Origin of the sequence: Lactococcus sp., assembly GCF_036648155.1 — a bacterium.
Taxonomy (GTDB): Bacteria; Bacillota; Bacilli; order Lactobacillales; family Streptococcaceae; genus Lactococcus; species Lactococcus cremoris.
Genome location: NZ_JAVXIY010000006.1, coordinates 151,903 through 171,187 on the forward strand (window position 1 = coordinate 151,903; position 19,285 = coordinate 171,187).

The window sequence follows — 19,285 nt, forward strand, 5'->3', positions numbered from 1 at the left end:
GTATGATATAATAGGGCAAGTATTTATGTTTTACATTGGAAAAATTATTTTCCATTATATTTCATTGAGTAGGAAAAAACTTTTGAAGGGAAGTATTAATGTTTCAAAAACCGAACTCAGCATATTTTCATATTCCTTTTTGTTCTCATATCTGTTATTATTGCGATTTTGCCAAGGTTTTGATGACAGGACAACCTGTTGATGCCTATATTGAGGCAATCATTGAAGAATTCCAAGGTCTTAAAATAAAAAAATTGAAAACGGTCTATATCGGTGGAGGAACACCGAGTGTTTTATCAGCTCAACAACTTGACCGTTTGTTAACTGCAATAGCTGACCAATTGGATTTAGATTTTTTAGAAGAATTTACTGTAGAGGCAAATCCGGGAGATTTATCAGACGATGTGATTAAAGTTTTAGCTCATTCTGCTGTCAATCGAATTTCGCTTGGTGTTCAAACTTTTAATAATACTTTATTGAAAAAAATTGGGCGAACTCATACTGAAGCTCAAGTCTATGATTCAATTGAACGCTTGAAAATGGCTGGTTTTGAAAATATCACCATCGATTTAATTTATGCACTCCCCGGACAGACGATGGAAATGGTCAAATCAGATGTTGATAAATTTTTGGCTCTTGATCTTCCACATGTTGCTTTATATAGTTTGATTTTAGAAGACCATACCGTTTTTATGAATCGTCAACGCCGTGGCCTTTTACGCTTGCCAAGCGAAGATAAAAATGCAGATATGTATGAATATATCATGGATATCTTAGCTCAACATGGTTACCAGCATTATGAAGTTTCAAATTTTGGTCGCCCAGGTTTTGAAAGTAAGCATAATATAACTTATTGGGATAATGAAGAGTATTATGGAATTGGTGCTGGAGCATCAGGTTATTTAGCTGGTGTTCGATATAAGAATTATGGACCAGTGCATCATTATCTTAAAGCAGCGGCAAATGATAAAAGAGTGAGTGAAGAAGTCTTAAGCAAAAAATCTCAAATTGAAGAAGAGATGTTTCTAGGTCTGCGTAAAAAATCAGGAGTTCTGGTTGAAAAATTTGAAGCAAAATTTAATTGTTCTTTTGATAAACTATATGGAGAACAAATTACAGAGCTCATCAAACAGAAGTTATTATATGATGACCGAGAAAGAATTCATATGACTGACAAAGGGTTTGAACTAGGAAATAATGTCTTTGAAAAATTTTTACTCGATGATGTTAATTTTTAATGCTATAGTGATGAATTTTTGTGAAAAAAATGTTACAATATAATTAATGAAACCTAAAATGAGACGTAAACTTAAAAAAATGGGAGCTTTTATCTTCACAGCAACCATGATTGCAATGATCGCCTTACTTGGTTTAGTACGAATTCGACCGATAGAACCTCCTAAAAAAGCAGCAAATGAAAAGATTGTTGTTAATCATATTTTGGATGAAAAGGTGCTGAATTTGAATAAACCAGTTGTCGACCTTTCGGGTTGGCAACGTCCTGAAGATATTGATTATAATACCTTGAGTCAGCATGTGATTGGTGCGGTTATACGGGTCAATGGTTCTTATGGTCATGCTGATAATTCAGCAAGCAAGGATGGAGAAGATACTGCTTATAAACAGCATATCAAGGCTTTTCAAGAGCGAGGGATTCCAACGGCAGTCTATGCTTTTGTAACTGGTAAAAATACTACAGAAATGAAGAAGCAAGCAAAAGACTTCTATCGTCGTGCAAGTCCCTATAAACCAACTTATTATTGGCTTGATGTTGAAGTTACCAATATGAAAAACATGAATGAAGGAATCGAGGCTTTTCGCGCGGAATTAGAAAAGCAAGGGGCTAAAAATATTGGGATTTATGCACAAGATTGGTTCTTACGGGATAATCAAATAAAAGTTGATAAGTTCAAAGCAATTTGGATTGCTGCTTATGGGCGAAATACAGGCTCATGGGACGCATCACCAGAGACAAGTTTAAGTTACAAAATGCAACAATTTACTGACCAAGGAACAGTGCCTGGTTATTCAGGAAATGTTGATTTAAATATGGTTAATAATCAATCGAATTATAATGAATTATTTAAAAATCAAAAATAATATTTTTCTTCCAAGTGATTTGCTTTCTCTTGGAAGTTTTTTTATCAGGACTGATGCAAATAAATTTGTTATAATGAATCAAATAGTAATTAAGGAGTTGTCATGACTGAAAAATTTATAAGACCAAGCAAGGATGAATACTTCAAAGAAATAGTTCAAGTGGTTGCGAAACGTTCTACTTGTAACCATGCCCAAGTTGGAGCTTTATTAGTGAGTCCAAATGGTCAGCTGCTTTCAACGGGTTATAATGGTGCCGTTTCTGGGATGCCTCATTGTACTGACATTGGATGTACAGAGGATAAATATGGGCATTGTGTTGCCACCGTTCATGCAGAACAAAATGCAATTGCTCAAGCTGCCAAACATGGGGTATCGCCTGAGGGAGCAATTTTATACACCACATTGTTCCCTTGTCTTGCCTGCCTGAAACTCGTCGTAGCTGCTGGGGTGAAAGAAATCAAATATATTGATGAATATCATGCCAAAGACCCTTATGAAGAACTACTGATTGACACGTTAGAAATTGCTTGTAATAAGATTTGATTAGATAAGCTGTTTGAATTAGTAAATCACTGACGAGTAAATGAGCAATTTATGAAAATTGCTCTTTTTTTTGCTAAAATAGAAAGCGAGGTTATCATAAAATGGGTATAAAATATCAACAAAATTATCAAGTTCCTTTCTATGAAAGTGATGCTTTTAAAAAAATGCGAATTTCAAGTCTTTTGGCCGTGGCCTTACAGATTTCAGGTGAGCAGTCGACAACTCTTGGGCGTTCTGATGTTTGGGTTTTTGAAAGATATGGCCTTTTCTGGGCAGTTATTGAATATGAACTAACTATTCACCGTCTACCAGAGTTCAACGAAAAAATTATCATCGAAACAGAAGCAACAAGTTATAATAAATTCTTTTGTTATCGTAATTTCTCATTTTTAAATGAAAAAGGGGAAGTTTTAGTTGAAATTCGTTCAACTTGGGTTTTAATGGACAAAGAAACAAGAAAAATTGACCGTGTGTTGGATGAAATTGTTGACCCTTATGAATCTGAAAAAGTGTCAAAAATTTCCCGTCCTCATAAATTCCTTAAATTAGAGCAATTTGGTGAAACACGACAAATTGTTTATCCTGTTCGATTTTCTGCTTTAGACATGAATGGTCATGTTAATAATGCTAAATATTATGATTGGGCAGCTGATATGATTGACTTTGATTTCCGTAAAGAACATCAACCAAAACATGTCTTCATCAAATACAACCATGAAATTCTTTATGGTGAAGAAATAAAAGCTTTGATGTCTTGGAAAGATGAGGTTAGCCATCATAATTTTAATGACGGAAGCACTCAAATTGAAATTCATTGGGGGAAAATTTAATGACAGTTCTGTCAGTAGATTTTTAATGATAAAAATTAGAAGAGAATAAAAATGACAAATAAAAAATATGGTGGTTACTTGATTGACCTTGATGGAACAATTTACTTAGGAAATAAACGGATTCCTGCCGGTGAAAATTTCATTCACCGTCTGCAAGAAGCCCAAATTCCTTATCTTTTAGTGACTAATAACACCACTAAGACACCGCGCGTGGTTCAAAAACGTTTGAGTCAACACTTTAATATTGAGACTCCATTTGAAACAATTTATACTGCAAGCCTAGCCACTGTTGATTATATGAACGATTTGGGTTTAGAAAAAACAGTCTATATTATTGGTGAAGATGGACTTAAAGAAGCAATTTATGAGGCAGGTTACAAAAAAGACCGTGAAAATCCAGCTTATGTTGTTGTTGCTTTAGATACTGATTTAACTTATGAAATGTTGGTTTTGGCGACGCTTGCCATTCATAAGGGGGCAAAATTTATTGGAACAAATCCAGATTTAAACTTGCCAAATGAACGTGGATTGACTCCCGGTGCTGGAGCATTGATTAAAATGCTTGAAGCGGCAACACGAGTTGAAGCGACAATTATTGGGAAACCTGAAGCAATCATTGCTGACAAAGCCGTTGAAAAACTCGGACTTCCTAAGTCTGACTTGTTGATGGTCGGAGATAATTATCTGACAGATATTCATACAGGAATTAATAATGGTATTGATAGTCTACTTGTGACGACAGGATTTACCAAAGCTGAAGAAGTACCAAACCTTCCAGTTCCACCAACTTATGTGGTGTCTAGTTTGGACGAGTGGGAAGTCTAAACTTTCCATCAACTCTGTCAGTAATTTTATAACTTACAAAATAGTTACTGACCATTTCATCAGCAGTTCTTGCAGGTTTTGGTTTACTGCGGTTCTGCTATATTTTCGTCAGTAACTTATTGAATACTTTAGGAGAAGCTATGCGAGATAAACTCATTTTTGGATTAAGTATTATATGGATTATTGCTTTTTCCATAACTTTAACTATTTTTCTCGCTATTCCCTTGTTTTTTGGCGAAATCTTTTGGTATCGTTTGACTGATTTAGTACAAATGAGTGTTGGAAAAATCTGGCACAATTTCCTTATTTTGATGAATTATTTAATTAATCCTTTAGAGAATAAGTTGTCTATGCCTGATTTCCCCTCGTCAGCAAGTGGACTCCATCATTTTGCGGAAGTAAAAAATTTGTTCATGCTTGTTTTCTTTCTGACAATTATATTAATCCCAGTATTTATCCGATTTATCAAAGAAAATCTTTCTTTAGTTTTTCATAATGCGATTCGAGTTGTCATGATTTTTCCATTGACGATTGGAATCATTGCTTGGCTGATTGGCTTTGACCAGTTTTTTGTAGCTTTTCATGAAGTATTATTTCGTGATAATAGTTGGCTCTTTGACCCGATGACTGATCCAATCATCAGTGTCCTACCTGAACAATTCTTCATGCACACATTTTTGATTTTTCTACTCGTATATGAATTAAGCTTTTTCATAATTTATCGTCGTGGAACTTTCTTTTTCAATAAAAAGCGCTGATAAGTTTGTCAGTGTTTTTTATTGTTTGCTATTTCCGAACGTTACACTCCATTTTTTCATGTAAATAAGGTAAATTACTCATAAATCCGTTTAATTGAGATAAAATGAATAAGGAAGGTTGAGCAAACAGAGATTTTATAATCGCTCAACTAGTGAAACCCGTAGGGTTTGGTCGGTCTTTTCTGTAAATCAAATCATTAATGAGTTCATAGGCTAAGAAATACTCAGAAATAGCCTACTCACACTCCAAGGAGAAATTACAATGAATAACCTAAACTCAGTATTTGACTACGAAGACATTCAACTTATCCCAAATAAATGTGTCATTAACAGTCGCTCAGAAGCAGACACAAGCGTTAAACTAGGCAACTATACTTTTAAATTGCCGGTCGTACCAGCGAATATGCAAACGATTATTGATGATAAAATTGCTGAAATGCTTGCAAAAGAAGGTTATTTCTACATCATGCACCGTTTTGAAGCAGAAAATAGAGCCGCTTTTATCAAGAAGATGCACAAAGATGGTCTGATTGCCTCAATTTCTGTCGGTGTTAAAGCAGACGAACATGCCTTTATTCGTGAAATCTCAGCAGAAGCTCTCATTCCGGAATTTATCACGATTGATATTGCTCATGGTCACGCAGACTCTGTCATCAAAACCATTCAATTAATTAAACGTCTCATGCCCCAAACATTTGTCATTGCAGGGAATGTTGGAACACCAGAAGCTGTTCGTGAGCTCGAAAATGCCGGAGCAGATGCAACTAAAGTTGGGATTGGCCCTGGTAAAGTTTGTATCACGAAAGTTAAAACTGGATTTGGTACAGGTGGTTGGCAGCTTGCTGCGGTAAAATGGTGTGCTAAAGCAGCTAGTAAACCAGTTATTGCAGATGGTGGAATCCGTACACACGGTGACATTGCTAAATCAATCCGCATGGGTGCGACGATGGTCATGGTTGGTTCTCTTTTTGCTGCCCATGAAGAATCTCCAGGGCAAACAGTTGAACGTGACGGACAACTTTTCAAAGAATACTTTGGTTCAGCTTCCGAATATCAAAAAGGTGAACATAAAAATGTGGAAGGCAAGAAAATTCTTCTTCCGCACAAAGGCTCACTAAAAGATACTTTAAAAGAAATGGAAGAAGACCTCCAAAGCTCAATTTCTTATGCTGGTGGTCGTGATTTGTCTGCGCTTACTAAAGTCGATTATGTAGTCGTTAAAAATTCAATTTGGAATGGTGATGCTATTTAGTAAGCATTTTCTTTCCCATTGTTCGGGAATACCAGAACTTATGCTTGAAAAACTTTAGCATTTAGTCTATAATAGAACAATCTTATTTATACCTAGAATATGGCTGGGCGTTTCTACCTCGTACCGTAAATGCGAGACAATAAGGAAATTCGATTTTTCAATAAATTTAATTTCTTTTTTGCATATTTGAAACGTCTTGTTATTTTTTATAACGAGACGTTTTTCTCACCTGTGGGCACAGATGAGAAAAAATTTTTTTAAGGAGAGAATAATGAAGTTATTAGAAGACCGCATTCATACAGACGGTCAAGTATTAGGACAAGATATTCTTAAAGTTGACCGCTTTTTGACACACCAAGTGGATTATCAATTGATGAAGGAAATCGGGAAGCGTTTTGCACAAGTTTATGCAGATGCCGGAGTTACAAAGGTTGTAACGATTGAAGCAAGTGGGATTGCCCCTGCTTTATATGCTGCTGAATCACTCAATGTTCCAATGATTTTTGCTAAAAAAGCTAAAAATGTGACCATGAATGATGATTTATTGATTACAGAAGTTTATTCTTTCACTAAAAAATTAACTTCTACCGTTCAAATTTCAAGTAAATTGATTGAAGAGGGCGATAAAGTCTTGATTATTGATGACTTTTTAGCCAATGGACAAGCAGCACTTGGTTTGGTTCATTTGATGGAACAAGCCAAAGCAGAAGTTGTTGGTCTAGGAATGGTGATTGAAAAATCTTTCCAAGATGGACGTCAAAAACTTCTTGATCAAGGAATGAAACTTACCAGTCTTACCCGGATTGAGAAGTTTGAAGATGGTAAAGTAATCTTCGCCCCAGCGGACGATATCGCTTTCGATTAAAACTAAGCAATAAGCAATTAAAAAGAATAAAAAAAAGAAAAATTTAAGGAAAATCAAAATGCCTCATAAAAATGAACAAAGCCAGGAGCAAAGTAACTCTAAATCTGCTGTCTTGGGACTCCAACATCTGTTGGCCATGTATTCAGGGTCAATTCTTGTCCCAATTATGATTGCTGGAGCTTTAAATTACTCGGCTACGCAATTAACTTATTTAATTTCAGCAGATATTTTCATGTGTGGTTTGGCCACTTTCTTGCAACTACAAATGCGTAAGCATTTTGGGATTGGTTTACCAGTAGTCCTTGGGGTAGCCTTTCAATCTGTTGCTCCTTTGATTATTATTGGACAAAGACATGGTTCAGGAGCTATGTTTGGTTCATTGATGGTTGCCGGAGTTTTCGTTATTTTGATTTCAGGAATTTTCTCTAAAATTCGTAAACTCTTTCCACCAATTGTCACTGGTTCAGTAATTACAACAATCGGTTTAAGTCTTATTCCTGTGGCAATCGGAAATATGGGAAATAACGTTGAGAAGCCAACTATTCAAAGTTTAATTTTAGCTGTTTCTACTATTTTAATAATTTTACTCATTAATATTTTTACTACTGGATTTATTCGTTCTATTGCGATATTGATTGGACTCATTGTTGGGACAATCATAGCAGCAAGTATGGGTTTGGTTGACTTTTCTGTTGTTTCTCAAGCACCATGGGCACACCTTCCTCAACCTTTCTATTTCTCAGCACCGAAATTCTATCTGGCGGATTCCTTAATGATGATAATTATTGCTATTGTTTCATTGGTTGAATCAACTGGTGTTTATTTGGCTCTTGCCGACATCACTGGTGAAAATCTTGATGAAAAACGTTTACGTAATGGTTATCGTGCAGAAGGATTTGCTGTCTTTCTTGGAGGAATTTTCAATACCTTCCCTTACACAGGATTTTCACAAAACGTTGGTTTAGTGCAATTATCAGGAATTAAAACTCGTAAACCAATTTATTTTACTGCAGGATTTTTAATTATTTTAGGACTTATCCCTAAATTTGCCGCTGTTGCACAACTTATTCCTACTCCCGTTCTTGGTGGAGCAATGTTGATTATGTTTGGGATGGTCGCGACACAAGGGATTAGAATGTTAGCGAAAGTTGAATTTGAGGGTAATCAAAATCTTTTGATTGCCGCTGTTGCGATTGCGATGGGTGTCGGCTTTAACTCTACTAACTTGTTCACAGCTCTTCCAAGTTTCATTCAACCTTTTGTTTCTAATGGAATTGTGATGAGTACTGTTTCAGCGATTATCTTGAATTTGGTATTTAATCATGGAAAAAAAGATGAATTAGCTGCTGATGAAGCAAAATAAAAAAACACCATTTGGTGGTTTTTTTGTTATTTCAAATCTCTTTTAAATCGCGTTCAAACTTCTTTTCTGAGTAAACCTCGAGCGAACCGTCAGGCGCAAGGACTAGGTATTCTCCAAGGCTCCCAAAGGCTGGAATACGCACTTGATTGACTACGAGATAAATTATATCCGGATAGGCATTACTCATCTTATTTGGCGAGATATAAAGGTCTAACCAGTCCAAGTGTTTGATCTCATTACCTATAGTATGTTGGTCAGCTGAAAATTTTTGGGTCCTTCCACTAGCTATTAGTTTCTGCTTGCTTGCACTCTTCATAGGAATTGGCCAGACCAGGAAATCTGCCCTTTTTCAAAGGATTCAAGAACCCAAGGTTCATTTTCGGGTTTACTGGTGCTGATTTCCCAAAAATCTATAATTGTATTTCCTAATTTTGCTTTCATATCCTGCTCCTTATTTACCACTGTTCATAAAAAATAAAGCTCAAAATCAAGGGTCTTCGTTTGGCACCATTATAGCACTTCAAACTTCAACATACAATAGAAAAAAGCTCTGCAAATTTGCAAAACTTTTTGTAAATAAATATATAGTTAAAATTATTTTAACTTGTCTTTTTCATAAGTATGGACAAGTTCTAATCCACGGAATTCTTGTTGTTTGAGTGCTTCGTAGACGATCATGCATGCGCAGTTAGAAAGATTTAATGAGCGGACGTGTTCGTCATTCATTGGGATACGGATACATTCGTCACGGTGTTCGTGCATAAATTCTTCTGGTAATCCAGTATCTTCACGGCCAAACAAGAAGTAGTGGTCTTTTTCATCATCAGAATAGTCAATGTCAGAATAAACATGTTCTGCAAATTTACTGACCAAATAAAGTTGACCTCCGTCAGCAATTGAGTCCATAAAGTCTTGTAAATTTTTATGATAGACAATGTTTACTTTATCCCAATAGTCCAGACCAGCTCGTTTGAGATTTTTATCAGAGATTTCAAAACCAAAAGGTTCAATTAAATGTAAAACAGTATTTGTAGCTGCACAGGTACGAGCAATATTTCCTGTATTGAAATGGATACGAGGTTCAAAAAGAGCAATATGATTCATGTGATACACTTTCTTAATAACAAAAATTTTACTGACGGTTATGTCAGAACCCTTTGTACTTTCGTCAATAGGCTATGCGAGAATGTCAGCCAATAAAACAGAATTACGAGAGACATTTTACTTGCAGATATCAAACCGTCAGTAAATTAATTAAAGTAAAAAACAAAAAAACTAGACCCCTCGGAGTCAATCTCAGCAAGAAGTCTAGTTGGGGGACTAATTTGCTTTAATCATAACAGGAAAGATTGAAACAAATTAATATAATTGATATCATACCACTTCTTTTTGCATTTGTAAAGGAAAAACTTAATTTTTTTTATAAAAAACAAAATAATTGATTAAAAGGTGTACGGAGAACTGAACTTGTCAAAGCGAAAATAGCAAAATTTTGCTATAATAGAAAAAGTAAAAATCAATGAGAGGGGTTGCTATGATAATTGGAATATGGGCAGAAGATGAGCAAGGACTTATCGGAGAAGCTGACAAAATGCCTTGGTCTTTACCTGCTGAACAAAAACATTTTAAAGAAACAACCATGAATCAAGTGATTTTGATGGGACGAAAAACATTTGAAGGAATGAACAAACGTGTTTTGCCGGGGAGAATAAGTATTATTTTAACTCGTGACGAAACTTATCAATCTGAAAATGAAAAAGTTCTCATCATGCACAGCCCTAAAGAAGTTCTGGATTGGTATGATAAGCAGGATAAAGACTTGTTTATCACGGGAGGCGCTGAAATATTAGCCCTTTTTGAATCAGAACTTGAATTGCTTTATCGAACAGTTGTTCATGAAAAATTTCAAGGAGATACCTATTTCCCAACTCATTTTGACTTTGGGGAATTCAAAGTGGTTTCGGAAATTTTTCACGATAAAGATGAGCGAAATGCTTATACTTTTACGATTAAAAAATATGAAAAAGTGAAACAACCATGACAAAATCAATTTTTGGGCTTTTCACAGCTCTCCTTTGTTGGATTAGCATTGTCATTGCGATTCAATGCTTTAGAAAAAAACGTTGGGGCTTAGGAGTATTATTTTTACTTAATGCTTTTACTAATCTCGTAAATACTATTCATGCTTTTTCTGGAACTTTGTTTTAAAAGTAGTTAGAAAAAGTATGTGATATAAGTAAGCTAACGACGATCAGTTTTATAGGTTAGCACAATCAGGAAAAAATAACTATGTCAAATACACAAAATCCAAATATTCATTGCTCTTTCTGCGGAAAGAGTCAAGATGATGTAAAAAAGATGATTGCCGGTTCAGATGTTTATATCTGTAACGAATGTATCGAACTTTCAACTCGTATCTTGGAAGAAGAATTAAAAGAAGAACAAGATTCAGAGATACTTGAAGTTAAGACGCCAAAAGAAATGTTTGACCATTTGAATGAATACGTTATTGGTCAAGAAAAGGCCAAACGTGCGCTTGCAGTTGCGGTTTATAATCATTATAAAAGAATTAATTTTACAGCAAGTAAAATTGCTGAAGATATCGAACTACAAAAATCAAATATTCTATTAATCGGACCTACCGGTTCTGGTAAGACTTTTCTCGCTCAAACTTTAGCGAAATCACTCAACGTTCCATTTGCGATTGCAGATGCGACAAGTTTGACTGAAGCTGGTTATGTTGGAGAAGACGTTGAAAATATTCTCTTAAAACTTTTGCAAGCCAGTGACTTTAATATCGAACGTGCCGAACGTGGAATTATTTACATTGATGAAATTGATAAGATTGCTAAAAAATCTGAAAATGTTTCAATCACTCGTGATGTTTCGGGTGAAGGAGTTCAACAAGCCCTTCTGAAAATTATTGAAGGAACAGTTGCCAGTGTTCCACCACAAGGTGGACGTAAACACCCTAATCAAGAAATGATTCAAATAGACACCAAAAATATTTTGTTTATTGTTGGTGGAGCTTTTGATGGAATTGAAGAAATTGTCAAACAACGTTTGGGTGAAAAAATCATTGGTTTTGGTGCCAATAATAAAAAATTGAGCGATGAAGATTCTTATATGCAAGAAATTATCGCTGAGGATATTCAAAAGTTTGGGTTGATTCCTGAATTTATTGGACGTCTTCCGATTGTAGCTGCCTTAGAACGCTTAACTGAAGAAGACTTAATTCAAATTTTGACAGAGCCTAAAAATGCTTTAATTAAACAATATAAACAACTTTTGTTATTTGATAATGTTGAACTTGAATTTAAAGATGGAGCTCTTATGGCTATTGCGAAAAAAGCAATTGAGCGTAAAACAGGAGCGCGTGGGCTTCGTTCAATTATTGAAGAAGTGATGATGGATATTATGTTTGAAGTTCCAAGTCATGAAGAAATTACAAAAGTTATCATTACTGAAGCAGTTGTTGACGGAAAAGCTGAGCCAGAAATGATTCGAGAGGCCGATAAAAAATGACCATTAATACAAATAATCTGACAATAACAATTTCAGCAGCATCAAAAAAACAATATCCTGAAAACGATTGGCCAGAAATTGCCTTAGCAGGTCGTTCAAATGTTGGTAAATCAAGTTTTATTAATACTTTATTGAATCGCAAGAACTTTGCAAGAACTTCTGGTCAGCCAGGGAAGACACAGTTGCTCAATTTTTATAATATTGATGATCAACTTCATTTCGTTGACGTTCCTGGTTATGGTTATGCCCGTGTGTCAAAAAAAGAACGTGAAAAATGGGGCAAGATGATTGAAGAGTATTTGACAACACGTGAAAATTTAAAAGCGGTTGTTAGTCTAGTTGATATTCGTCATGAACCTTCAGAAGATGATTTGATGATGTATGAGTTTTTAAAATACTATCATATTCCAGTGATTTTAGTTGCAACCAAAGCGGATAAAGTTCCACGCGGTAAGTGGAATAAACATGAATCAATTATCAAAAAAGCAATGAAATTTGATAGTACAGATGATTTTATTATCTTTTCTTCAACCGATAAGACAGGAATTGAAGAAGCTTGGACAGCAATTTTGAAATATCTCTGAAAATAGTGCTATGAAGAGATTCATAGCCTTTTCTACACTTAAAAAGAGGAATTATGTACAAAATAAAACTTAATAATATGAAATTTAGAGCGCATATTGGTGTGCTTTCTGAAGAAAAAATTTTGGGTCAGAATCTTGAAATTGATGTAATTGTGGAAACGAATTTTGATTTCTCAGGGAAAGATGAATTAGATGAAACTTTGTCTTATGTAGATTTTTACGAAGCAACCAAAGCAGTTGTAGAGGCTTCGAAAGCCGATTTGATAGAACATGTTGCCTTTGAAATTATTCAGGCAGTAAAAGCAAGTTCAGAAGGGATTTCAGCAGTTGAGGTCCATCTTAGAAAATTAGCTGTTCCGATTGAAGGAATCTTTGATTCTGCTGAAATCGAGATGAGAGGATAAATTTATCTGCTAAGATAAACATTTAACAGACAAAGTAGGAGAACATAATCATAAAAGATTGTGTCTAAATGGAGGACTTATGCAAACAACTTATTTAAGCATGGGAAGTAATATTGGGGACCGTCAGTATTACTTACATGAAGCCATTCGTTTATTGGGAAAACACCCGAAAATTATGATTGAAAAAGTATCAAATTTTTATGAAAGTTCTCCAGTTGGTGGCGTCAAACAAGATGATTTTACAAATTTAGCTTTAAAGGTGGCCACACTACTTGAACCCTTAGAATTATTAGATTTTATTCATGAAGTTGAACTTTCTTTAAATCGTGAGCGAAAAATTCACTGGGGACCAAGAACAATTGATATTGATATTATTTTCTATGGAGATTCAGAAATTCAAGAAGAAAATTTGATTGTTCCACATAAAGAAGCTTTTAATCGTTTATTTGTTTTAAAGCCTATATTTGAGCTTTTAAGCAATGATTTTAAGTATTATGAGCCAATTCGCGAGGCGATTGCTAAACTTTCAGAAAGCGAGCAAGAACTGCATGTGATTGAAGAAGAAAAGTCTCCAAAAAGTCGTATTGAAGAAGCGGTCAAAGAAATTCTTTTTGCAGTGGGTGAGGATCCAAATCGAGAGGGATTGCTAGAAACGCCTGCCAGAGTGGCTAAAATGTATGAAGAAATTCTTTCATCACAACGTTTGACAAACTTTAATGAATACAAACTTTTTGAAATTGATTCTTCTAAGAATGATTCAATTGTACTGATTAAAGATATTCCATTTTATTCAATGTGTGAGCATCACATGCTACCATTCTTTGGAAAGGCTCATGTTGCTTATATTCCTGATGGTGGACGCATCATTGGATTATCGAAAATTCCTCGTTTAGTTAATTATGTTTCTCGTAAACTTTCGGTGCAAGAAAATATTACTCATGATATTGCCGATATTTTGACGGATATTTTAAAACCCAAGGGAGTGGCTGTTCTTGTTGAGGGACGTCACATGTGCGTGGAAATGCGCGGAGTGAAAAAAGTAAATTCGTTGACCAAAACTTCTTATTTCTTAGGTGAATTTAAAGAAAACAGCGAAAAAAGAATGGAATTTTTAGAAAGTCTTTTATGAAAATCTTAGAACTTAATCAAGAATCTTTTTCTTTAAAAAATATTGTGATAAAATTTGAAGAATTAAGTAATGATGAATTGACAGGCTTACAAAAAAAGCTTTATAGGATTGGAAGTCTTGCAAAACTGAGCGAATATAGTCTTCTAGCTGTTTTAACTATTGATGAGTTGGCAAAACTACTTAATCATTTGGAAAATATTGAAGTAAAAAATGAGCTTGAATTGATTTATAAACGGCATCAAATCAGTTGGTCAGGAAAAAATTTCAATTTTGATTTGACTAGAAAATCAATCGTTTACTCAATTGTTAATGTTACTCCCGATTCCTTTTATGATGGCAATCCAGATAATTTAAACATTTCCCATATTCTTAAAAGAGTAGAGTCCGATTTAGAAAATGGAGCATCTGTCCTCGAGTTAGGTGGAAAATCATCTCGTCCTGGTTATGCGGACATTAGTCCAGAGGAAGAATGGAGCAGATTAAAAGAACCCATTTCTCAAATTAGAAAGTATTTTCCAAAAGCTGTCTTAGCCGTGGATACGGATGAAGCTTATGTTATGGAAAGGGTGTTAGAGGCTGGTGTTGATATTATTAATGATATCGATGGTTTTGACACAGCAGATAAGCTAAAAGTGATTGAAAAGTACCAGCCAGCAGTGGTTGCCATGAATAATGGTCGGGCAGGTTTTAAGTATGCTGACAATGTTTATGAAGAACTTCCTTTATTTTTTAAAGATAAAAAAATCGAACTGACTCAGCTTGGACTGAATCCTGAAAAAATTTCTATTGACCCCGGAGTTGGTTTTTTCAATGGAGATTCAGGCTCTGATAGTCTTCAACGTGTTAAAACAACGGAACTTTTGAGCAGACTTGGTCTGCCGGTCATGATTGCGATTTCTCGCAAGTCATTTATGGGAAGACTCTTCAATGCTCAAGGAGAAGAGCGACTTTTTTCAAGTTTGATGTTAGAGGGACAAATGGTTGCTGACGGTGGACGTATCCTTAGAGTTCATGATGTGAAAGAAACGAAACGTTTGCTTGACGCAATTGAAATTTATAAGGAATTTTAATCATGAATGAGGATTTGATTTCTCAAATAAAAGAAGTGGTAACTGCTGAAAATCAGGAAAAATTGGTAAAAATTATTCAATTACTGGAAAGTTCAAATTATGAGTTACGTGGTAAAATTAACCCAGAGTTGCAACTTTCAGCCAGTGCTCTAGTTTTCAAAGAAGATAAATTGTTTTTTATTGAGCATCCTTATCAAAAGGAGCTCTTACTTCCTGCTGGGCATGTTGAATTGAAAGAAAGCCCGTTGGACACTGCGATTCGCGAGTTTCATGAAGAAACAGGTTTTTTTGCAAAAAAAATGGGTAAGCTAGTAGATGTTAATTTGATTGATATTCCATTTAATGAAATAAAAAATGAAAAAAAACATCGGCACATTGATTTTCGCTACCTCTTGGAGTTGGAAGAACAAGAAGCTGAGCTTGCTGAGCTACCTTTTTTTCTCCTTGAACTAGAAGAAGCACCAGAAGAGTTTAAAAAGTATTATCGTTATAAGAACATATAATAGAAAAGGTCAAAAATGTCTATTGAACAAGCATTAGAATGGATACATTCACGATTAAAATTTAATATTCGCCCAGGGCTAAATCGAGTTTCAGCACTTTTAGAATTATTAGGGAATCCTGAGGAATCTTTATCAATGATTCACATTGCTGGAACAAATGGGAAAGGATCAACTGTTGCCTTTACGCGTTCTATTTTTATGCAAGCTGGCTTAAAAGTTGCTTCTTTTACGAGTCCTTTTATTACGACTTTTGGTGAACGAATGTCTATAGATGCTCAACCAATTCCTGATGAAAAGTTAATTTATTATGTAAAGATGATTCAACCTTTAGTTGAGCAGCTTGATAATGATGCTGAGTTGACTGGAATTACTGAATTTGAAATTATTACCGCGATGGCTTTTAAATATTTTGCTGATGAAAAGGTTGATTTGGCGGTAATCGAGGTTGGCTTGGGTGGACTGCTTGATTCGACAAATGTCATTAGACCCGTTGTTTCTGGGATCACAACAATTGGCTTAGACCATATTGATATCTTGGGTTCAACGATTGAAGAAATCGCAGCTCAAAAAGCAGGTATTATTAAAGCTGGAATACCTGTTGTGGTTGGAAACATTGAATTAAAAGCCTTGCGAGTTATTTGGGAAGTTGCCAGAAAAAATACTGCGCGTATTTATCAGTATCCTTATGATTACCGCACCGAGTTAAAAGAGCATGAACATTTTGATTTCTTTGCAGGTCAAGAGGCAATTCTGGATTTGGAAAAATCTTTGATTGGCTTGCATCAAGTAGAAAACGCTGGAATGGCCATTGAATTGGCGCTCGTCTATGCGAATAAAGTTGGAATTAACTTGAATGAAGAGATTATTCGTGCGGGAATTCGTGAAGCTTTTTGGCCTGCTCGAATGGAAAAATTAGGCGAAAATCCTTTAATTTTACTTGATGGGGCTCATAATGTTCATGCCATGAATCGGTTGCTTGAGAACTTGGCAAAGGAATTTCCTGATAAAAAAATTACAATTATTTTTTCAGCTATTACCACAAAAGATATTAGGCAGATGATAAAAATGCTTCAAACGGTAAAAAATTCTCGCTTAATTTTGACAACTTTTGATTATCCTAAAGCTTTAGACTTGAAAGATTTTCGGTATTTAGAGGATGAAGGGGTTGAATTAGCACCAAGTTGGGAATTAGCGATTGTTCGTGCACAAAAAGCTTTAAATGAAGATGAGCTCTTATTAATCACTGGTTCACTCTATTTTTCATCACAAGTTCGTGAATTTTTGAAAAAAGAAAAGTAGTAAATAGAAGTAGTTTTCATTTTTGAAATTCATTAAATAGTTGTAAATCTTAAAAATTCGGCTATAATAAAATAGATTTAATAAATTCATTCTTTATTTGGGAGAATGACGAGGAGGAAAAGACAATTTTGATCGTATTAGCAGGTACTATTGGTGCAGGGAAATCAAGCCTAGCAAAGGCTTTAGGGGAACATTTGAAGACAGATGTTTTTTATGAAGCGGTGGATAATAATCCTGTCCTTGATCTTTATTATCAAGATCCTCAAAAATATGCTTTTTTATTGCAAATCTATTTTTTGAATAAACGTTTTGAATCAATTAAGATGGCTTATCGTCAGGATAACAATGTACTCGACCGTTCAATTTTTGAAGATGAACTTTTCTTAACTTTGAATTATAAAAATGGGAATGTGACGAAAACTGAATTGGAAATTTATCAAGATTTGTTAGCAAACATGCTCGAGGAACTTGATGGAATGCCAAAAAAACGTCCAGATTTATTGGTTTATATTGATGTTTCTTTTGAAACAATGCTTTCAAGAATTGCTCAACGGGGACGTTCGTTTGAACAAATTGAGAATCAAGAAGGTTTAAAAGACTACTATGCGCAAGTTCATGATGAATATCCTGATTGGTATAAAAATTATGATATTTCACCAAAATTGAGAATTGATGGAGATTCTATTGATTTTGTCAATAATCCTGAACATTTAGATGAAGTTTTGGGACAAATTGATGATGAATTAAAGAAACTTGATTTACTTTAAGCATAAATTTCTGTTTTGTAATTTACTGATTAATCTGTCAGTAAAATAGAAGCATTTAGATTTACTGACCATTCTGTCAGTAAATTTTTTTCTATAAAAATGGTATAATATTAAGAAATTATTCAAAAGTTATTTTTTGAATTATCTTAACATTTTATTTTAGATTTTAAAGGAGAACTGATGGCAGTAAATATAGCAATTTTGGGGTTTGGGACAGTTGGCACAGGGCTTCCAACTTTACTTTCAGAGAATAAAGAGAAATTAGCAAAAATATTGGATGAAGAAATCGTCATTTCAAAAGTTTTGATGAGAGATAATAAGGCAATTGAAAAGGCCAGAAGTCAAGGCTTTAATTATGATTTTGTCTTAAATTTGGACGATATTTTAGCTGATTCAGAAATTTCAATTGTCGTTGAGCTGATGGGACGAATTGAACCTGCTAAGACCTACATTACTCAAGCGATAGAAGCAGGTAAAAACGTCGTCACGGCTAACAAAGACTTGCTGGCTGTTCATGGGGTGGAACTTCGGAGTTTAGCTCAAAAACATCATGTAGCCCTTTATTATGAAGCGGCGGTCGCTGGGGGAATTCCTATTTTAAGAACTTTGGCCAATTCATTTTCATCTGATAAAATTACACATCTATTGGGAATTCTTAATGGAACAAGTAATTTTATGATGACGAAAATGAGTGAAGAAGGCTGGACTTATGATGAATCCTTGGCTAAAGCTCAAGAACTTGGTTATGCTGAATCCGACCCAACAAATGATGTAGACGGAATTGACGCCAGTTATAAATTAGCTATTTTAAGTGAATTTGCATTTGGAATGACGCTTGCGCCAGATGAAATTGCTAAATCTGGTCTGAGAAGCATTCAAAAAACTGATGTCGAGATTGCACAACAATTTGGTTATGTTTTAAAGCTGACTGGTGAAATTAACGAAGTTGATTCAGGAATTTTTGCCGAAGTTAGTCCAACTTTTCTGCCTAAATCACATCCACTCGCCAGTGTAAATGGGGTCATGAATGCTGTATTCATTGAATCAGAGGGCATTGGAGATTCAATGTTTTATGGTGCAGGAGCGGGTCAAAAACCCACTGCTACGAGTGTTTTAGCTGATATTGTCCGAATTGTTAAACGTGTCAAAGATGGGACAATCGGAAAATCATTTAATGAATATGCACGTTCTACAAGTCTAGCTAATCCCCATGATATTGAAAATAAATATTATTTTTCAGTTGAGACACCTGATTCAACAGGACAACTTTTACGCTTGGTTGAGCTATTTACAAGTGAAAATGTTTCTTTTGAACAAGTTTTGCAACAAAAAGGAAATGGCAAGCGGGCGGTTGTTGTGATTATTAGTCATAAAATTAATCGTGTTCAACTTTCGGCCATTCAAGATAAATTGAATCAAGAAAAAGATTTTAAATTACTTAATCGTTTCAAAGTATTGGGGGACTAAT

The 19,285-nt window shown here is 34.8% G+C and carries 23 protein-coding genes and 1 riboswitch; of the genes, 20 read left to right on the plus strand and 3 right to left on the minus strand.

Annotated elements, in window-relative coordinates; translation table 11 throughout:
* Positions 1-98 precede the first annotated feature (98 nt).
* The 9 genes from hemW to RSC39_RS07580 all read left to right on the plus strand — a co-directional run bounded on the left by hemW (position 99) and on the right by RSC39_RS07580 (position 8,536).
* Entirely contained in the window at positions 99-1,238 is a 1,140-nt protein-coding gene (hemW, locus tag RSC39_RS07540; RefSeq protein WP_332536271.1) for a radical SAM family heme chaperone HemW, read from the plus strand.
* A 46-nt stretch (positions 1,239-1,284) separates the two neighbouring features.
* Positions 1,285-2,100, plus strand: a complete 816-nt coding sequence (locus tag RSC39_RS07545; RefSeq protein ID WP_332536273.1) for a glycoside hydrolase family 25 protein — start codon at positions 1,285-1,287, stop codon at positions 2,098-2,100.
* A gap of 102 nt (positions 2,101-2,202) precedes the next feature.
* Positions 2,203-2,643, plus strand: coding sequence for a dCMP deaminase family protein (locus RSC39_RS07550; RefSeq protein WP_063281761.1), 441 nt, complete (start codon positions 2,203-2,205; stop codon positions 2,641-2,643).
* A gap of 101 nt (positions 2,644-2,744) precedes the next feature.
* Positions 2,745-3,473, plus strand: a complete 729-nt coding sequence (locus RSC39_RS07555) for an acyl-[acyl-carrier-protein] thioesterase (RefSeq protein WP_332536276.1) — start codon at positions 2,745-2,747, stop codon at positions 3,471-3,473.
* Between the two features lie 51 nt (positions 3,474-3,524).
* Complete coding sequence (locus RSC39_RS07560) at positions 3,525-4,298, plus strand: TIGR01457 family HAD-type hydrolase (RefSeq protein WP_332536278.1); 774 nt, start codon at positions 3,525-3,527, stop codon at positions 4,296-4,298.
* Positions 4,299-4,438: 140 nt separating this feature from the next.
* Positions 4,439-5,056 (plus strand): TIGR01906 family membrane protein, encoded by a 618-nt coding sequence (locus tag RSC39_RS07565; RefSeq protein WP_332536280.1) that lies wholly within the window; start codon positions 4,439-4,441, stop codon positions 5,054-5,056.
* 262 nt (positions 5,057-5,318) lie between these two features.
* Positions 5,319-6,308, plus strand: coding sequence for a GMP reductase (guaC, locus tag RSC39_RS07570; RefSeq protein ID WP_011676256.1), 990 nt, complete (start codon positions 5,319-5,321; stop codon positions 6,306-6,308).
* 62 nt (positions 6,309-6,370) lie between these two features.
* A riboswitch (purine riboswitch) is annotated at positions 6,371-6,468 on the plus strand.
* Between the two features lie 111 nt (positions 6,469-6,579).
* Complete coding sequence (locus tag RSC39_RS07575; protein WP_332536282.1) at positions 6,580-7,173, plus strand: xanthine phosphoribosyltransferase; 594 nt, start codon at positions 6,580-6,582, stop codon at positions 7,171-7,173.
* Between the two features lie 58 nt (positions 7,174-7,231).
* Entirely contained in the window at positions 7,232-8,536 is a 1,305-nt protein-coding gene (locus RSC39_RS07580; RefSeq protein ID WP_014572577.1) for a nucleobase:cation symporter-2 family protein, read from the plus strand.
* 31 nt (positions 8,537-8,567) lie between these two features.
* Here the strand turns inward: RSC39_RS07580 and RSC39_RS07585 are convergent, their stop codons facing one another.
* The 3 genes from RSC39_RS07585 to RSC39_RS07595 all read right to left on the minus strand — a co-directional run bounded on the left by RSC39_RS07585 (position 8,568) and on the right by RSC39_RS07595 (position 9,640).
* On the minus strand, positions 8,568-8,759 hold the full coding sequence (locus RSC39_RS07585; RefSeq protein WP_332536285.1) for a hypothetical protein: 192 nt from the start codon (positions 8,757-8,759) through the stop codon (positions 8,568-8,570).
* An 89-nt stretch (positions 8,760-8,848) separates the two neighbouring features.
* Entirely contained in the window at positions 8,849-8,977 is a 129-nt protein-coding gene (locus tag RSC39_RS07590) for a hypothetical protein (RefSeq protein WP_332536287.1), read from the minus strand.
* Positions 8,978-9,130: 153 nt separating this feature from the next.
* On the minus strand, positions 9,131-9,640 hold the full coding sequence (locus RSC39_RS07595; RefSeq protein WP_063281755.1) for a tRNA (cytidine(34)-2'-O)-methyltransferase: 510 nt from the start codon (positions 9,638-9,640) through the stop codon (positions 9,131-9,133).
* 430 nt (positions 9,641-10,070) lie between these two features.
* Here RSC39_RS07595 and RSC39_RS07600 point away from each other — a divergent pair, with 430 nt between their 5' ends.
* The 11 genes from RSC39_RS07600 (at position 10,071) to RSC39_RS07650 (ending at position 19,284) form a co-directional block, all read left to right on the plus strand.
* Positions 10,071-10,577 carry a dihydrofolate reductase gene (locus RSC39_RS07600; protein WP_332536290.1) on the plus strand — a complete coding sequence of 169 codons (507 nt, stop codon included), beginning with the start codon at positions 10,071-10,073 and terminating at the stop codon, positions 10,575-10,577.
* Positions 10,574-10,744 carry a hypothetical protein gene (locus RSC39_RS07605; RefSeq protein WP_003132101.1) on the plus strand — a complete coding sequence of 57 codons (171 nt, stop codon included), beginning with the start codon at positions 10,574-10,576 and terminating at the stop codon, positions 10,742-10,744. Before RSC39_RS07600 ends, RSC39_RS07605 begins: the two co-directional genes overlap by 4 nt.
* A gap of 81 nt (positions 10,745-10,825) precedes the next feature.
* Positions 10,826-12,061: an ATP-dependent Clp protease ATP-binding subunit ClpX gene (clpX, locus tag RSC39_RS07610; RefSeq protein WP_332536292.1), complete on the plus strand. Its 1,236-nt coding sequence runs from the start codon at positions 10,826-10,828 to the stop codon at positions 12,059-12,061.
* Complete coding sequence (yihA, locus tag RSC39_RS07615; protein WP_011676272.1) at positions 12,058-12,645, plus strand: ribosome biogenesis GTP-binding protein YihA/YsxC; 588 nt, start codon at positions 12,058-12,060, stop codon at positions 12,643-12,645. The genes clpX and yihA overlap by 4 nt, the downstream gene beginning before the upstream one ends.
* A gap of 53 nt (positions 12,646-12,698) precedes the next feature.
* Positions 12,699-13,049, plus strand: coding sequence for a dihydroneopterin aldolase (gene folB / locus RSC39_RS07620; protein ID WP_011835211.1), 351 nt, complete (start codon positions 12,699-12,701; stop codon positions 13,047-13,049).
* Positions 13,050-13,128: 79 nt separating this feature from the next.
* Positions 13,129-14,178: a GTP cyclohydrolase I FolE gene (gene folE / locus RSC39_RS07625; RefSeq protein ID WP_021212585.1), complete on the plus strand. Its 1,050-nt coding sequence runs from the start codon at positions 13,129-13,131 to the stop codon at positions 14,176-14,178.
* The gene (gene folP / locus RSC39_RS07630; RefSeq protein ID WP_332536296.1) at positions 14,175-15,248 is read left to right on the plus strand and encodes a dihydropteroate synthase; all 1,074 of its coding nucleotides are present in this window, start codon (positions 14,175-14,177) and stop codon (positions 15,246-15,248) included. Before folE ends, folP begins: the two co-directional genes overlap by 4 nt.
* A gap of 2 nt (positions 15,249-15,250) precedes the next feature.
* Positions 15,251-15,751: an NUDIX domain-containing protein gene (locus RSC39_RS07635; protein ID WP_332536298.1), complete on the plus strand. Its 501-nt coding sequence runs from the start codon at positions 15,251-15,253 to the stop codon at positions 15,749-15,751.
* Positions 15,752-15,766: 15 nt separating this feature from the next.
* Entirely contained in the window at positions 15,767-17,050 is a 1,284-nt protein-coding gene (locus RSC39_RS07640; RefSeq protein WP_332536300.1) for a folylpolyglutamate synthase/dihydrofolate synthase family protein, read from the plus strand.
* 128 nt (positions 17,051-17,178) lie between these two features.
* Positions 17,179-17,817, plus strand: a complete 639-nt coding sequence (locus RSC39_RS07645; protein WP_011676278.1) for a deoxynucleoside kinase — start codon at positions 17,179-17,181, stop codon at positions 17,815-17,817.
* 180 nt (positions 17,818-17,997) lie between these two features.
* The gene (locus RSC39_RS07650) at positions 17,998-19,284 is read left to right on the plus strand and encodes a homoserine dehydrogenase (protein WP_021037197.1); all 1,287 of its coding nucleotides are present in this window, start codon (positions 17,998-18,000) and stop codon (positions 19,282-19,284) included.
* The last annotated feature ends 1 nt before the right edge of the window (position 19,285 follow it).

Bases quoted from the DNA above. Each gene is read 5' to 3' on its own strand.
- RSC39_RS07590 (WP_332536287.1), bottom strand. From the start codon at position 8,977: ATGAAAGCAAAATTAGGAAATACAATTATAGATTTTTGGGAAATCAGC.
- guaC (WP_011676256.1), top strand. From the start codon at position 5,319: ATGAATAACCTAAACTCAGTATTTGACTACGAAGACATTCAACTTATC.
- RSC39_RS07600 (WP_332536290.1), top strand. From the start codon at position 10,071: ATGATAATTGGAATATGGGCAGAAGATGAGCAAGGACTTATCGGAGAA.
- RSC39_RS07560 (WP_332536278.1), top strand. From the start codon at position 3,525: ATGACAAATAAAAAATATGGTGGTTACTTGATTGACCTTGATGGAACA.
- RSC39_RS07650 (WP_021037197.1), top strand. From the start codon at position 17,998: ATGGCAGTAAATATAGCAATTTTGGGGTTTGGGACAGTTGGCACAGGG.
- folP (WP_332536296.1), top strand. From the start codon at position 14,175: ATGAAAATCTTAGAACTTAATCAAGAATCTTTTTCTTTAAAAAATATT.
- RSC39_RS07555 (WP_332536276.1), top strand. From the start codon at position 2,745: ATGGGTATAAAATATCAACAAAATTATCAAGTTCCTTTCTATGAAAGT.
- clpX (WP_332536292.1), top strand. From the start codon at position 10,826: ATGTCAAATACACAAAATCCAAATATTCATTGCTCTTTCTGCGGAAAG.
- folE (WP_021212585.1), top strand. From the start codon at position 13,129: ATGCAAACAACTTATTTAAGCATGGGAAGTAATATTGGGGACCGTCAG.
- RSC39_RS07575 (WP_332536282.1), top strand. From the start codon at position 6,580: ATGAAGTTATTAGAAGACCGCATTCATACAGACGGTCAAGTATTAGGA.
- RSC39_RS07545 (WP_332536273.1), top strand. From the start codon at position 1,285: ATGAAACCTAAAATGAGACGTAAACTTAAAAAAATGGGAGCTTTTATC.
- hemW (WP_332536271.1), top strand. From the start codon at position 99: ATGTTTCAAAAACCGAACTCAGCATATTTTCATATTCCTTTTTGTTCT.
- RSC39_RS07580 (WP_014572577.1), top strand. From the start codon at position 7,232: ATGCCTCATAAAAATGAACAAAGCCAGGAGCAAAGTAACTCTAAATCT.
- RSC39_RS07605 (WP_003132101.1), top strand. From the start codon at position 10,574: ATGACAAAATCAATTTTTGGGCTTTTCACAGCTCTCCTTTGTTGGATT.
- folB (WP_011835211.1), top strand. From the start codon at position 12,699: ATGTACAAAATAAAACTTAATAATATGAAATTTAGAGCGCATATTGGT.
- RSC39_RS07635 (WP_332536298.1), top strand. From the start codon at position 15,251: ATGAATGAGGATTTGATTTCTCAAATAAAAGAAGTGGTAACTGCTGAA.
- RSC39_RS07640 (WP_332536300.1), top strand. From the start codon at position 15,767: ATGTCTATTGAACAAGCATTAGAATGGATACATTCACGATTAAAATTT.
- RSC39_RS07565 (WP_332536280.1), top strand. From the start codon at position 4,439: ATGCGAGATAAACTCATTTTTGGATTAAGTATTATATGGATTATTGCT.
- yihA (WP_011676272.1), top strand. From the start codon at position 12,058: ATGACCATTAATACAAATAATCTGACAATAACAATTTCAGCAGCATCA.
- RSC39_RS07550 (WP_063281761.1), top strand. From the start codon at position 2,203: ATGACTGAAAAATTTATAAGACCAAGCAAGGATGAATACTTCAAAGAA.
- RSC39_RS07595 (WP_063281755.1), bottom strand. From the start codon at position 9,640: ATGAATCATATTGCTCTTTTTGAACCTCGTATCCATTTCAATACAGGA.